This is a genomic window from Mycobacterium senriense (genome assembly GCF_019668465.1).
Lineage (GTDB): Bacteria > Actinomycetota > Actinomycetes > Mycobacteriales > Mycobacteriaceae > Mycobacterium > Mycobacterium senriense.
This window is the reverse complement of the sequence record NZ_AP024828.1, coordinates 2,077,759-2,091,978: the sequence shown is the minus strand read 5'-3', so window position 1 is coordinate 2,091,978 and position 14,220 is coordinate 2,077,759. Positions and strand designations below refer to the sequence as shown.

12 protein-coding genes and 1 pseudogene are annotated in these 14,220 nt (G+C 65.5%); 7 read left to right on the top strand and 6 right to left on the bottom strand.

The features are described 5' to 3' along the window. Window positions 1-104 precede the first annotated feature (104 nt). Window positions 105-1,550, top strand: a pseudogene (locus MTY59_RS27310) (MFS transporter). Between the two features lie 90 nt (window positions 1,551-1,640). On the opposite strand, the gene MTY59_RS09940 reads toward MTY59_RS27310, so the two are convergent. Further along, window positions 1,641-2,525 (bottom strand): cyclopropane mycolic acid synthase family methyltransferase, encoded by an 885-nt coding sequence (locus MTY59_RS09940; protein ID WP_221045486.1) that lies wholly within the window; start codon window positions 2,523-2,525, stop codon window positions 1,641-1,643. 348 nt (window positions 2,526-2,873) lie between these two features. Between MTY59_RS09940 and MTY59_RS09935 the strand changes: the two genes are divergently transcribed. The 3 genes from MTY59_RS09935 to phoU all read left to right on the top strand — a co-directional run bounded on the left by MTY59_RS09935 (window position 2,874) and on the right by phoU (window position 5,790). Beyond that, complete coding sequence (locus MTY59_RS09935) at window positions 2,874-3,449, top strand: hemerythrin domain-containing protein (protein WP_221045485.1); 576 nt, start codon at window positions 2,874-2,876, stop codon at window positions 3,447-3,449. A 298-nt stretch (window positions 3,450-3,747) separates the two neighbouring features. After that, complete coding sequence (locus MTY59_RS09930; protein ID WP_221045484.1) at window positions 3,748-5,079, top strand: MFS transporter; 1,332 nt, start codon at window positions 3,748-3,750, stop codon at window positions 5,077-5,079. A 75-nt stretch (window positions 5,080-5,154) separates the two neighbouring features. Beyond that, window positions 5,155-5,790, top strand: a complete 636-nt coding sequence (phoU, locus tag MTY59_RS09925) for a phosphate signaling complex protein PhoU (protein WP_221045483.1) — start codon at window positions 5,155-5,157, stop codon at window positions 5,788-5,790. A gap of 103 nt (window positions 5,791-5,893) precedes the next feature. On the opposite strand, the gene MTY59_RS09920 is transcribed toward phoU, so the two are convergent. Both MTY59_RS09920 and MTY59_RS09915 read right to left on the bottom strand, forming a co-directional pair. Next, window positions 5,894-6,649, bottom strand: a complete 756-nt coding sequence (locus tag MTY59_RS09920) for a class I SAM-dependent methyltransferase (protein WP_221045482.1) — start codon at window positions 6,647-6,649, stop codon at window positions 5,894-5,896. A gap of 48 nt (window positions 6,650-6,697) precedes the next feature. Further along, window positions 6,698-7,678, bottom strand: coding sequence for a methylenetetrahydrofolate reductase (locus tag MTY59_RS09915; protein WP_221045481.1), 981 nt, complete (start codon window positions 7,676-7,678; stop codon window positions 6,698-6,700). Between the two features lie 163 nt (window positions 7,679-7,841). On the opposite strand from MTY59_RS09915, the gene MTY59_RS09910 reads away from it, so the two are divergent. Beyond that, entirely contained in the window at window positions 7,842-9,200 is a 1,359-nt protein-coding gene (locus MTY59_RS09910) for a WS/DGAT/MGAT family O-acyltransferase (protein WP_221045480.1), read from the top strand. Between the two features lie 77 nt (window positions 9,201-9,277). Here MTY59_RS09910 and MTY59_RS09905 read toward each other — a convergent pair whose 3' ends face one another. Continuing rightward, a complete protein-coding gene (locus MTY59_RS09905; protein WP_221045479.1) occupies window positions 9,278-10,099 on the bottom strand; it encodes a formate/nitrite transporter family protein in 822 nt (273 codons plus the stop codon). A 229-nt stretch (window positions 10,100-10,328) separates the two neighbouring features. Between MTY59_RS09905 and MTY59_RS09900 the strand changes: the two genes are divergently transcribed. After that, on the top strand, window positions 10,329-11,546 hold the full coding sequence (locus MTY59_RS09900) for a cytochrome P450 (RefSeq protein WP_221045478.1): 1,218 nt from the start codon (window positions 10,329-10,331) through the stop codon (window positions 11,544-11,546). Window positions 11,547-11,565: 19 nt separating this feature from the next. Here MTY59_RS09900 and MTY59_RS09895 read toward each other — a convergent pair whose 3' ends face one another. Together MTY59_RS09895 and MTY59_RS09890 are read right to left on the bottom strand one after the other, a co-directional pair. Beyond that, window positions 11,566-11,991 (bottom strand): ATP-binding protein, encoded by a 426-nt coding sequence (locus MTY59_RS09895; protein ID WP_221046364.1) that lies wholly within the window; start codon window positions 11,989-11,991, stop codon window positions 11,566-11,568. A gap of 151 nt (window positions 11,992-12,142) precedes the next feature. Next, on the bottom strand, window positions 12,143-13,066 hold the full coding sequence (locus MTY59_RS09890) for a 2-hydroxyacid dehydrogenase (RefSeq protein WP_415822654.1): 924 nt from the start codon (window positions 13,064-13,066) through the stop codon (window positions 12,143-12,145). Between the two features lie 291 nt (window positions 13,067-13,357). Here MTY59_RS09890 and MTY59_RS09885 point away from each other — a divergent pair, with 291 nt between their 5' ends. Then, a complete protein-coding gene (locus MTY59_RS09885; RefSeq protein WP_221046363.1) occupies window positions 13,358-14,215 on the top strand; it encodes an LLM class F420-dependent oxidoreductase in 858 nt (285 codons plus the stop codon). The last annotated feature ends 5 nt before the right edge of the window (window positions 14,216-14,220 follow it).

Genomic DNA, 14,220 nt, shown 5'->3' with positions numbered 1-14,220 from the left:
CCCGATGAGCACCGAACCCACTTGTGGTTAACGGATATTGAACATAGCCGAAAAGAACGGTACGCCGTTGACTTGCCTCTGGTGCGTGTTGGACCGTACTTATCATGACAAGTTCGGGGAGCCGGCACGATGTTGGGCCGGCACAGGTCGGTGTCGTCAGGTCGATCGACGACGCAAAGCTCGACATCTTCCACTTCAAGGCGGCGGCGACCGCCGGCGCCGGATTCTTCACGGACTCCTACGATCTCAACGTCATCGGTACGGTAACCCTGCTGACCACTCCGCAGTTCTATCTCACCGGCGGGCAGATTTCGATGCTGACGAGCTCGACACTGTTGGCAGTTGCGTTGGGCGCCATCGCCTTCGGGCGTCTCGGCGACATGCTCGGCCGGCGGCGTGTCTACGGTTTTGAAGCGGTCTTGATGATTGTCGGGGCATTGCTCTCCGCGTTCGCTCCCAACTTCACTGTCCTGGTCGTCGCGCGGCTGATACTGGGAATCGGGATCGGAGGCGACTATCCCGCCAGCGGCGTCATCATGGCCGAATACGCGAACCGGCGAAACCGCGGTCAACTGGTCGGGCTGACCTTCATCTTCTATGTGTTCGGTCAGGTCGTCGCCTATCTGGTCAGCCTCCTGGTACTGGCCGTCGGCGTTCCCGATCACATCGCCTGGCGGCTGATACTCGGGATGGGAGTGATCCCGTCTCTGCTGGTGCTGTATTAGCGTCGTCACATGCCCGAGTCGCCGCGCTGGACCGCCGAACGTGGTGACGAACGGCAGGCGCTGAAAGACTTTGCGGCGTTTGCCCAATCGCGTGCGACATTCACTTCGCCCACCGTTGCCGCGACTCCAGCCGCCAAGATCGGCCTGTCCAATCGGAAAGTCCTCACCATCCTGCTGGGCACCGCCGGGAGCTGGTTCTTCTTCAATGTCGCCGTCTACGGCAGCTACGTCAGCCAACCCTTGCTGATCAAGCACATCGCGCCCCACGGCAGCGTGGTGTCCAACATCGCCCTCAACGCGGTCCTGGTCATTTGTTTCGGTCTCGGCGGAGCGATCGCCGGCCTGCTGGTGCTCGACCGCATGCCCCGACGCGTGCTGCAGGCACTCGGATTCGGTATCTGCGCGTTGGCGATGCTGTTGATAACGGTCTTCCCCGTCATCAGCGCCTCGGTAGTGCCGTTCGCGATCGTGTTCGGCATGTCTTTGTTCGGCGTCGCTTTCGGACCCAACTACACGACGATGCTTCTCGCGGCCGAGTCGTACCCCACCGCCGTTCGCAGTACCTTTCACGGGCTTTCTTCGGCCATCGCGAAAGTCGGGGCCTTCCTAGGTGCTCTGTTTGTGCCGCTCCTGCTCAGCGGCGCCGGGTTACGTGCGGTGACGTTGTTGGGCTTCTGCTGCTACGCCGCAGGGATCGCCACGACCGTCCTGGTGCGCGAACCGGCCGGACTGGCGCTCGACGACGTCAGCGAGGACCTTCGCCGCAAGCCCGCGAGCACCGGCGTGCAGAGCGAGTCCAACGCATCGGAAGGGCTCCCGGTGTGACGAACGGCGCGCGCGGTGCGACGACGCTACGCCCGATCAAAGCCGTTGTCGCTCAGTACGTTTCGAGCGGACTCTCCGGCGGTTAGTGCGTCATCCCTTGGTCAGGGTGAACTGCGCGACGTCGGTGTAGCCCTCGCGGAACAGGTCCGCGCATCCGGTCAGGTACTTCATGTACCGGTCGTAGACCTCTTCGGACTGAATCGCGATGGCCTCGTCCCGGCGCGCCTCGAGCGCCGCCGACCAGGTGTCGAGGGTGCGGGCATAGTGCAGGCGCAGCGGCTGAATCAGCTTCACACCAAAGCCGGCCCGCTCGGCGTGCTCCACGACGCCCTTGGCCTGCGGCAGGTCTCCGCCCGGGAAGATCTCGTCCATGATGAATTTCATGAAGCGCAGCTTGGTCATGGTGATGGGCAGCCCGCGCTCCGCGAATTCCTCGTCGCTGGGCTTGATGATGGTGTGCAGCATCATGACGCCGTCGGCCGGTAGCGCCTCGTAGGCCTTCTTGAAGAATTCGTCGTACCGGTCGCGCCCGAAGTGCTCGAAGGCGCCGATCGACACGATCCGGTCGACCTTCTCGTCGAACTGCTCCCAGCCCTGAAGCAGCACGCGCTTGGACCGCGCCGAGGGATGGCTGTCCAGCCGGCGCTGCACGTGTGCCTGTTGATTGCGGCTGAGCGTGAGGCCGACGACGTTGACGTCGTAGTTCTCCAGGCCGCGGACGATCGTGGTGCCCCACCCGCACCCGATGTCGAGCAATGTCATGCCAGGCTGCAGCCCGAGCTTGCCCAGCGAGAGGTCGACCTTCGCGTACTGCGCCTCTTCCAGCGTCATATCGTCGCGCTCGAAATAGGCGCAGCTGTAGGTCCGCGTCGGGTCCAGGAAGAGCGCGAAGAATTCGTCGGACAGGTCGTAGTGCGCTTGTACGTCCTCGAAATGCGGTTCCAAGCTGACGGCATCACCGGGTTTGTCGGACAAGGCACAACCTCTGACTGATTCGTGTTGGTCTACGGGTGCGATCGAAGCTGATCGCCGAACTGACCGCCCCAGTGTATCCGCCCGGATAACCGCGCCCTCCCGGCGAGTTCCTGTTCAGGGCGTGGCGCCGGCGGGCACCGCGCCGGCGGTGACACCGGCGGCCCACGATCATCAAAGGGCTTACACGTGCGTCAAATTGGTGATTCCGTTGCGGCGCGGAGCACCTCGGTCAACGGCCGTACGCCAGGGAGAGAAACCCGGTTGACGGATCCCGCGTCGGGTTGTTACCTCAGCTGGTAAACGGGGTAAGCCCCGACGGACCGGGATCCAGGGAGGCGGAACTCTCCGATGGCAGATATCACCAGGTTGATCCTGGCCGACCACGAGTGGTTCCGCGAACAGTTCGCGCGCCTGGACGATCTGCAGGCCCAACGCCCCGACGACCCGGGCGCGCTCAAGCGGGTATGGGGTCCGCTCGCCAACAAGCTCGACGTGCACGCCTACATCGAAGAAAAAATCTTCTACCCGCAGTTGCTGATACGCGGGGGTGACGACGCCGAGGGCGAGACCCTCGACGCGATCGGCGATCACAACGACATCCGCGACGGTGTGCGCGACGCCAACGCCGCCGCGCTGGGCAGCGAACAGTGGTGGGCCGCCGTTGGGCGTACCCGGGTGGCGAACGACGACCACATGGCCGAGGAGGAACGCGAAGGACTGTCGGACTTTCGCCGCACCGCCCCCATCGGGCTTCGCGAGGCGCTCGGACGTCAATACAGCGAGTTCATGGCCGAGCACCCGACCACCGAGGGGCTGCCGATCACCGATCGTGACCCCCAGGCCTACGTCGAGCAGTTCGAGGACTCGCCGCCGTCCAAAGCCGCCGACTTCTCGCTGCGCATCGGGAGCTTGAAAGGCCAATGAACCACGCCGCGAACGAGCGGACGTGACGCGAATAACTGATTCTGTTCCGGCGGCGCCGCGCTGTCGTCGTCCGCGGCGGCGGCGACGCGCGCCTAGCTGGAGTTTTCCGGAACCAATCACGTCCGCCCGTGGCCCGGGGGGATGATCTCGGGGGTCTGCGGGTAACCCGGAGAAAGGTCCTATCACCCGACCCCGCCGGTTCGTCCCGGGAATGTTTCGGGTAAGCCATCATTCGATGGGTATTCGACGCCGCCGGAAAAAATGGGCCCGTAAAGACATCAGGGTCGCCGATCCGGCGATGCGGCAGACCATAATGGGTACCGCCATCGGAAACTTCATGGAGTGGTACGACTTCGGGGTTTACGGCTATATCGCCACCACGATCGCCCAGGTGTTCTACCCCGGCAAGAGCGTCAGCGGCGTCCACCTCATCGCGACCTTCGGCACGCTGGCGGCGGCGTTCGTCGTGCGCCCGCTCGGCGGATTCATCTTCGGCCCGCTGGGCGACCGCATCGGGCGGCACCGGGTGCTGGTGGTCACCATCCTCATGATGACGGTGAGCACCACCATGACCGGCCTGCTGCCCACCTACAGCACCATCGGTGTCTGGGCGCCGATCCTGCTCGTCATCGCGCGAATCTTTCAGGGCCTGTCGACCGGCGGAGAGTACGTCGGTGCGATGACCTATCTCGTCGAGCAGGCCCCCGACCACAAACGCGGCATGATGGTCGGCTTCTTGCCGATGGGCAACCTGGTCGGATTCGTCCTCGCCGGGTTGCTGGTGACCGGCCTACAGACCTGGCTGCCGGACGACGCCATGCTGACGTACGGCTGGCGGATTCCGCTGTTGCTGGGCCTGCCCTTCGGCCTGGTCGCCCTGTACCTACGGCTTCGGCTCAAGGAATCCTCCGCCTACCAGAGCGCGAACGACGGGGCGCCCGGGTCGGGCGGCCAAGGATCGCAGCAAATTCTGCGCACGGTCGCGGCCCAGTGGCGCCCGATGCTGATCTGCGCTGCGCTGGTGCTGACCTCCCAGGTCGCCGACTTCATGCTCACCGGATATCTGCCGACCTACCTCAGACTGTTCGTGCGCGTCGGGCGCACCGCCGGACTGGTCATGATCGTGTCGACGCTGGCGATCCTGATGGTCACCGTGGTGCTCGTCGCCGCCTTGTCCGACCGGATCGGCGTCAAACCCATCATGTGGACGGGGTGCGTCCTGCTGATCGGTGCCTCCATCCCGGCGTTCCTGCTCATCCGCTTCGGCGGCGTATACCCGGTGATCTTCATCGGCGTGCTGCTGATCGGCATGATGGAACTGTGCTTCGACAGCACCGGGCCGGCCATGCTGCCGGCCTTGTTCCCCACCAACGTGCGCTACGGATCGCTGGCGATTTCGTACAACATCTCGATCTCCCTCGTCGGCGGCATCACGCCGCTGATCGCCCAGGCGCTGGTGTCGGGCACCGGCAACGTGATGGTGCCGGCCTACATGTTGATCTTCGCCGGCGTGGTGGGGGCGATCACGTTGCTGTTCACCCCTGAAGTCGCCGGCAAGCCGTTGCCCGGCTCCGGGCCCGCCGTCGAAACCGAGCGGGAGGCTCGCGCGCTCGCCGAGGACATCCGCTAGCGGGTAAACCCGTTACGAATTTCTGCCGTTCTGCGCGGGCACGTTTATTTGGCGGTGGCGGGTTATTCAGTGAAGATGAGGACCGGTTTCCACCAGCAGCTGGACACGCTGACCGATCAGCTCGCCGACATGTGCGCGATGGCCGCCCAGGCGATTTCACAGGCGAGCGAGGCGCTGCTGGAAACCGATCTGACGACGGCCGAATCTGTCATCGCCCGCCACGGCAGCGTCCTCGCCCTCGAGGCACACGTCGAGGAGACGGCGTTCGCGTTGTTGGCGTTGCAGGCGCCGGTCGCCACCGACTTGCGCGCGGTCGTCAGCGCTATCCGTATCGCAGCGGATGCGCGACGGATGGTCGAGCTGGCCGTGCACATCGCCGAGATCGCCCGCCGCCGTCACCCCTATCCGGCCGTTTCCGCCGAGGTGCGGCCCTACGTCGCGGCCATGGGTGAGGCGGCCGAGGCATTGGCCCTCGGGGCGCGGCAGGTGCTGGTGTCGCAAGACCCCCGGGGGGCGGCCCAGATTCGCCACGACGACGACGCGATGGACGAGCTGCACCACCGGCTGCTGGCGCTGCTGATGGATCCCGAGAGGACGCAGGGGGTCGCCGCCGCCGTGGACGCCACCCTGTTGGGCCGCTTCTACGAACGCTTCGCCGACCATGCGGTACAGATCGCCCGCCGGGTCATCTTTCAGGCCACCGGGCGTTAGCGGCCGCCGTCACCTGGACATCACGGTGTTGCGGGGCGAGGCCGACGCGGGCGGGTAGGGATCCTCGCGGCGCTTCGCGACTGACGTGGTGTCGCCGGATCGCTCAAGCGTGACGGAGCACCAACAGCTCGCCGGTCAAGGTTCCATCTCCGAGCAGGTCCCCGATCGTCGAGCTTTGACGTTCGGCCAACTGCCATGCCTCCGTGTGTCCGTGTCGGTCGCCGAGGACGCTCTCCACGGTATCGAGACGCGCGTTCCACGTGTCGTCGATCGGCGGAAGGGCGGCGGTGCCGAGCCGCTGCTCGACGTCAAGTGATGCCCCGGCCAACAGCTCGCGCAATCCGGTTGGCGTCGGAAAGTGATTGCCTTCCAGACAATTTGACGGTACATCCCGGTGTGCGACGAACACCAGTAACCCGATGCGCCCTCCAGGCCGCACGACGCGGCGCAACTCCGTGAGCAACTCGAGTTGATCCGGCGTCGTGCACAACACGCCCAACGCCCAGGCGGCGTCGACACTCGCGTCCCTCATCGGCAGGGCCGATCCCGATGCGCACACCACCGAAAAGCCGAACAGTTTGCGCGCCGCGCGGCAGGCACCCGTTTCGGGTTCCACGAGCACAGGCCGCACCGCGCCGGACCGGGCGGCGTAGGCGGCGGGACCCCCGACACCGGCGCCCGAGTCCAGCAGCGTGGCATCGGCCGCCAGCTCCATCCCCTCGATCAGCCAGTCGAGCGCCGCGGGACTCCCGCTTCCCCGGCAGCCGGCGGGTAGGTGGTAGTCCGGCCCGAGTTCCGCGGCGACCTGCGCGGTCCACTCGGCGACGGTATCGAACTCGGCCTCCATCGCATCAGTCATCGTGCCGTCCCTCCCCATCGCCGCACTCTGCACCGTCGGAGACGCGAGTCACGGCGCCGCCTCCGCCCGGACCCGACGACCGACCTCCGCCTTGATCTCCGCACCGATGCGAGGACCCGACGCGGACGCCAGCCCCGAGACGTTGACGCCCTCGACGCCCTCAATCGCCAACAGCGCCCGGGCTTCGCTCACCGCCGCCGCGATCCCGGCGGTCACCGGATCCGGCGCACTCAAAACCTGTTGCATCACAACGGGATCGAGCTCGAGTCCGGGCAAGCCTTCCAGCACCGCCGCCGAGATGCTGTCGGTGAACACCGCCACCGCCGCGATCACCGGGATCGTCAAGCCGACCGATCGCGCTGTCGTCATGAAGTCGGCGACCATGTCGGGCGAAGGCACGTGATTCAGGACGGCCAGGCTCGCCCCGGCGTGCTGCTTCTCGACCAGGCGAGCCGGTCTCCGTTGCACGGGCGGCGCGGTGGGCGTCTCGGGGACCGCCGCGGTCATGCCGACCGAGGCGGCCAGCGAAACCAGCCGGGGCCCGTCGAGGTCGAAGGTCTGCGTGACGTCTGGGCGCACGTCATATCCGCGTCCGTCTCCGGTCACGCACAACACCGTGTCGACATCGATGCTGCGCAATCCCCGCAACTCCTGCTCGAGGACCACGCGGTTGCGGTCGCGGCACGACAACGTGATCCACGGCGTCACACCGGCGTCGAGCAGCAGCGACGCCATAAGGGTGGGCGGGAAGTCGGGCTTGTTCTGGTGCTCGCCGACGAGGACGGCGTCGCACCCGGGTGCCAGAATGTTCGCCGTCATCGCGATGTCGTCGGGATTGAACGGGGTGGCGCTGAAGTCGGTGAGCACCAGCGGAGCGGGCACGCGACGGGGCGCGGGTCGATGGCCCGACCACAGCACCACGTCGTCGAAAGCGCACGGCTTCGGGAGCATCTCGCACCGGCCGTCCGGCCGCACACCGCCGCACGGGCCGAACTCCATCCGCTTGGGACAACCCGAATCCGCCGGCATTTCCTACCTCCTTGAGCGTCAATACCCACGCACACGCCCACACAAGCACTGTGACCGACCGCGAAGTCCGAATGCTCATTCGCGATTAGCAATGCCCGCGGGTGGCTAATACGAAGGGGGCGTGTGCTGGACGGAAGGCACAGCGGAGGGAATGGGAACGACCATGGAACCGATATCACCGACGGACGCGTTGTTCCTCATCGGCGAGTCACGCGAACACCCGATGCACGTGGGCTCGCTGCAGCTCTTCGAACCCCCGGAGGATGCCGGTCCCCATTTCGTGCGCGAGTCATATCAGGCGATGCTCGAGTGCACGGACGTGCAGCCGCCGTTCCGTAAGCGTCCGGCCTTCTTCGGCGGGATCACCAACGTCGCGTGGTCTTTCGACAAGGACGTCGAGCTCGACTATCACCTTCGCCGGTCCGCGCTTCCCGAACCCGGCCGAGTCCGCGACTTGCTCGAGTTGGTGTCGCGCCTGCATGGCAGCCTGCTCGACCGGCACCGTCCGCTGTGGGAGGCGCACCTCGTCGAAGGCCTGCAGGACGGGCGGTACGCGGTCTACACGAAGTATCACCACTCCCTCATGGACGGCGTGTCGGCACTCCGCTTGGTGCAGCGCGCCTTCACGTCCGATCCCGACGATGATGAGGTGCGGGTTCCGTGGAGCCTGGGGCCACGCAAGCGCAGCGGGCGGCGACACCAGCCGTCCCTCTTCAACCGGCTCGGCCGCACCGCGGGTTCGGCGTTCGGCTTGGCGCCGTCCACACTCAAACTCGCGCGCGCGGCGCTGCTCGAACAACAACTGACCCTGCCGTTCCGGGCGCCGCGCTCCATGTTCAACGTGCGGATCGGCGGTGCCAGGCGGGTTGCGGCCCAATCCTATTCGCTGGAGCGCATCAAGGCGGTCAAGGCGGCCACCGGTGTGACGGTCAACGACGTCGTACTCGCCATGTCCGCGGGGGCCCTGCGCGCCTATCTCCTCGATCAGAACGCCCTGCCGGACGCGCCACTGACCGCCATGGTGCCGGTGAATCTGCGCAAAGACGACGACGACCGAAGCGGGAACAACGTCGGGACCTTCCTATGCAATCTCGCAACCGATCTCGACGACCCGGCGAAGCGTCTCGAGACGATCAGCGCGTCCATCCGCGAGACCAAAGAGGTGTTCTGGCAGCTACCTCCGGTGCAGCAACTGGCGTTGTCCGCCTTCAACATCGGGGGGCTGTTCTTCGGTCTGGTCCCGGGCTACCTGTCCGCGGGCTCCCCGCCGTTCAACATTGTCATTTCGAACGTATCGACCGGTAACCCCGATCAATTGTATTGGCGCGGGGCACGATTAGACGGCAACTATCCGCTGTCGATCCCACTCGACGGTCAGGCGGTCAACATCACCGTGACCAACAACGCGGACAACCTCGACTTCGGTCTGGTCGGATGCCGCCGCAGCGTCCCGCACCTGCAGCGGATGCTCGGCCACCTCGAGGCCTCCTTGAAAGATCTGGAGCTCATCGCCGGCATCTGAGACGCGTTGTGTCGCTCGATGAATCGCTCGTGTGCGAGTCGTCGATGCGGCGTTCCGCCGACCTGAACGCCCACCGCTCAGGCGGGGACGGCGGCTTCGGCACGCTCTTCCTCTAGTCGATCCTTGCTGCGCAGCAACCGCAGCAGCGTCACAAACAGTAAGCCGCCCACCAGGTTGCCGACGACGGTGTAGCTGAACCAGCCCAGCCAATCGAGATAGCCGAACGGAGCTTTCCCGGTGACGAGCGCGCCGAAGATGAGCAGGGAATCCAGGATTGAATGGAACAATCGCAACCCGGCCAACAGGAATGCCGCCGCTATGGCTGCGGCGATCTTGGCTGGAACCGAGTCGGTGCCGTGTTGCATCCGGGTCATCAACGTGATCACCATTCCGCCGAGCACGGCCAGACAGAAACTCTGTGCCGATAGTGGCGAGGCAGCGAAGTGGGTCGCGGATTCGACCGTCTGCGAATGCAATTCGGGAAAGCCCGTCATGATCATCCACATGATCGTCCAGCCACCGACGAGATTGGCGAACATGGTGCCGCCCCATAGCTTGAGTAGCTGCGCGAGGCTGGCGCGCTTGGCCGCGACCGTGACGACCGGGATGATGAAGCCCTCGGTGAACAGCTCGCTGCGACCCAGCAGCAGGGCCAAAAAGCCGATGGAGAACGCCAATCCGGCCAGCAGGGGTCGGTGGGTGGCGTCCAGAACGGACAGATAAGCGAGCACGCCGAGGGCTACCTCGGTGCCCCCGAAAAAGCCGGTGACCAGCACACCGCGCCAGCTGCGGTGCAGCCGCTGGGTTCCCTCGCTCAACATCCTGCTGAAGGCGTCTTCGAGCTCGTCCTCGATCGGACTGTCGGTTTTGCCGAGCTGTCGTTGGATGGTCTGGTTCATGATGGATTCCTCGCAGTTGAATGACCGGAGAAAGGGTCATATACCCATTTCTCGGGCGTCCTGCCGCGGCGCTAGGCGTTAGCTGTGCCACACGCGGTGTGCCGGCCTGGCGCCGAACCGTTCGCTGCCCCGATTCGTACCGCCCCCGGGCGCAGCCTTTTGTGGGGAATACCACATCGCCTACTGTAAGGTCCACGGTAATCCAGCGCCGGCGGGAGAAGGGTGGACCGTGCCAAGCACCATCGATACGCGCAGCCAGCTACGGCCCGACGTTGATCTGACCGACGGGGCCTTCTACGCGGGAGATTCGCGGCCGGTCTATCAATGGATGCGTGAGAACGAACCGGTCTTTCGGGACCGCAATGGCCTGGCGGCCGCGGCAAGCTACCAAGCAGTGATCGACGCCGAGCGTGCGCCGGAGTTGTTCTCCAACGCCGGCGGTATCCGACCGGACCAGGACGCTCCCCCGATGATGATCGCGATGGATGACCCCGCGCATCTGCTGCGACGCAAGCTGGTCAACGCGGGCTTTACCCGCAAACGCGTCAAGGACAGGGAGCGCTCGATCGGAGCGCTGTGCGATGCGCTCATCGACAACGTCTGCGAACGGGGCGAGTGCGACTTCGTCTGGGATCTCGCCGCGCCGCTTCCCATGGCGGTGATCGGTGACATGCTCGGGGTGCTTCCGGAGGAGCGCCAGATGTTTCTTCGCTGGTCCGACGACATGGTGACCTTGCTCAGCAGCACGACCGCAGAGAAGGATTTCCAGGTCTCGGTGGATGCGTTCGCCGCGTACACCGAATATATGACGGGCATGATCGCGGCGCGCAAGGCGGATCCGACCGATGACCTGGTCAGCGTGTTGGTGCATGCCGAGGTGGACGGGGAAAAGCTGGCCGACCACGAGATCGTCACCGAGGTGTTGTTACTCCTGATCGGCGGCGACGAGACCACTCGACACACGCTGTCCGGCGGTACCGCGCAAATACTGCGGCACCCGCAACAGCATCAGCAGCTGGTCAATGACGTGGCGCTGCTGCCCAACGCGATCGAGGAGATGCTGCGATGGACCGCCCCGGTCAAGAACATGGCCCGCACCGTGACCGCCGACCTGGAGTTTCACGGTGCACAGCTCAAGCAGGGCGAGAAGATCATCCTGCTGTTCGAATCGGCGAACTTCGACGGGGCGGTGTTCGGGGATCCGGAGAACTTCCGCATCGACCGATACCCCAACAATCATCTGGCCTTCGGGTTCGGAACCCACTTCTGTCTGGGCAATCAGCTGGCGCGCTTGGAGCTGTCGATGATGCTCGAGCGCCTGCTCAAACGCCTGCCGGATATGCGGCTGGCGTCCACGGATCCGCTGCCGGTGCGTCCGGCGAACTTTGTCAGCGGGCTGGAGAAGATGCCGGTCAAGTTCACGCCGTCGGCGCGATCAGGCGCCTGACCCAGGCGATCCCACGGCTTCAACGTTGGTGATGAGCGGCGGCTTGGGCGTCGGTCGCGTAATCCAGGTAGACGCTGGTGCCGTTGGGACGGGCATGGATGGTGCAGTGGTCGGCCAGGCCGTGCATCAGCATGATGCCGCGCGACGCGTGGGGGTCGCTGGAGTGCCTGGACGAAGGCTTCCGCCAGTTGCCGCGGTCGCTGACGCACACGCGGATCGACTCGGCGTCGGGGTCGTAGCTGGCCTGAAGTTTCATGGCACCGACCTGGCCATGCGAGCGGTAGGCGTGCTCAACACAATTCGCCAGCGCCTCGTTCACCCCGAGAACGACGTCCTCACGAATCTCTTCCGGCGCGCGCACCTCTTGTTGCAGCCACCGTTGCAGCGCCCGCCGCCACTCCGCCGCCGTATCGGGGCGGGCTGTGCCGGCAAGCGTCAGCCGCACCGGCGTGGCAGTCTCCGGCAGTAGTGGACTCATAACAGCCGCATACCCAGATGCGGATGGGGCAATAACCTTCGCGAGTATCGCTTCGGCCACAGATGAATAGCCGTCGTGAATCGCCAGGTCAAGGCGACGAGCCGCATTCAAGCAGATCCTAACGGCGCGGCGGCAGGACGGGTGTGACCAATTCGCCGGTTTCGAGGTAGCTGTCGAGATTGCGGATCGCCAGCAGTGCCATGGCCCGCCGGGTTCGCGCGGTGGCGCTGCCGATATGCGGGAGAAGCACCACGTTGTCCAGGTCGAACAATTCGGCCGGTACCTGCGGTTCTTCGGCGAAGACGTCCAAGCCCGCGCCCGCCAGTTCCCCAGCGGCCAGCAATTCCACCAGCGCGTCCTGGTCGACGACGCTGCCCCGCGCGATGTTGATCAGGTAACCCTCGGGACCCAAGGCCTGCAGCACCGCACGGTCGACCAGCTTGTGCGCGTTGGCGTCGCCCGTGGTGGCGATGACCAGGACGTCGACCGACTCGGCCAGCTCCATGGGCGACGTCGCATAGCGAAATGGCGATCCCTCGACGCGGTGGCGGCTGTGATAGGCGATGGCGCAGTCGAATCCGAGCAGCCGGGTCGCGATCGCCGAACCGATCCGGCCCAGTCCCAGAATGCCGATCTGCAGGCCGCTGACATCTCTGGCATAGGGAAACTCACCGTCCCGCGCCCATCGACCGGCGCGCACGTAGCGATCGGCGGCACCGAAACGGCGCAGTGTCATCAGGATCAGGCCCACTGCCGTGTCGGCGACCGTGTCCGACAGCACGTCGGGGGTGTTGCTCACGCCGATGCCGCGGCGCTTCGCCGCGTCCAGGTCGATCAGATCGACCCCGGCCCCGTTGTTGACGATGGCTTTCAGGTTGGGCAGCGCCGCGATGGTGGCGGCATCGACCCCGGGCGATCCCGATGTCACCAGCACGCGCACACCGGCGCCGTGCTCGGTTAGGAACTGCGTTCGCGCGGGTCCGTCGGGCAGTTTCGGAATCGCGTAACGCGCAGCCAGCTCTTGTTCGAACGTCGGCTCCATCTCGCCGACTCTCAGCACCCCACTGACCCTGTTCGCCGTCACGACTACATCATCCTGAAGCCGGTACGGGCGCGCTCATCCGGCAGTGGAATATCCCGCCGACGGTCGTGGTTGATCAGCCCGGCGGTGTCGGTCATTCCCCGGGTACCACACCAGAACCGTCGCTTCGAGCGACCACTTGCGCCAGAGGCGAGAAGACGACACCGCCCCCGAAACATTTGCCGTGCCGATGGCTGCGCTCCGCCTTTGTTGCACGGGAAGTAAACCTGGTGCGGCGTGGTTGCACAGCCAATGCGCATTGGAGTCGTCTTTCCGCAAACCGAGCTCGGCTCGGACCCCGCTGTGCTCCGCACGTACGGTCAGCGCGTCGACGAGCTCGGGTTCACGCACATCCTCGCCTACGACCACGTCGTCGGCGCTGACCCGACGGTGCACCACGGCTTTCAGGGGCCCTACGACATCGACTCGACCTTTCATGAACCGTTCGTCATGTTCGGCTACCTGGCCGCGGTCACCTCGCTGGAACTCGTCACCGGGGTGATCATCTTGCCGCAACGCCAAACGGTATTGGCGGCCAAGCAGGCCGCCGAGGTCGATGTGCTCACGGGCGGTCGCTTCCGATTCGGAATCGGATTGGGCTGGAACGCCGTTGAGTACGAGGCGCTCGGAGAGTCGTTCACCAACCGCGGCAGGCGCTCCGAGGAACAGGTCGAGGTGATGCGCAAGCTGTGGACCGAACGGTCGGTCACCTACGTCGGCAAGTACCACACGGTGACCGCGGCCGGCCTGGCCCCGCTGCCCACCCAGCGCCCGATACCGGTGTGGTTCGGGGCGGCCTCCGATCGCGCGTACGAACGTGCCGGTCGCCTCGGCGATGGCTGGTTTCCGATGCTGGGTCCCGGCCCCGGCCTCGATCACGCCCTCGAACAGGTGAACCGCGCGGCCGAATCGGCCGGTCGCGACCCGAAGAGCCTGGGAATGGAAGGCCGGGTCAGCTGGATCGAAGACCGCGACAAGCTCGCCGACACGATCGCAGCATGGAAAGCCGCAGGCGCCACCCATCTTTCGGTGAACACCATGAAGGCCGGTTTCGCGAATGTCGGCGAACACCTCGCCGCCCTGGAGCAGGTCGCCGCCGACCTGAAGTAGCCGCG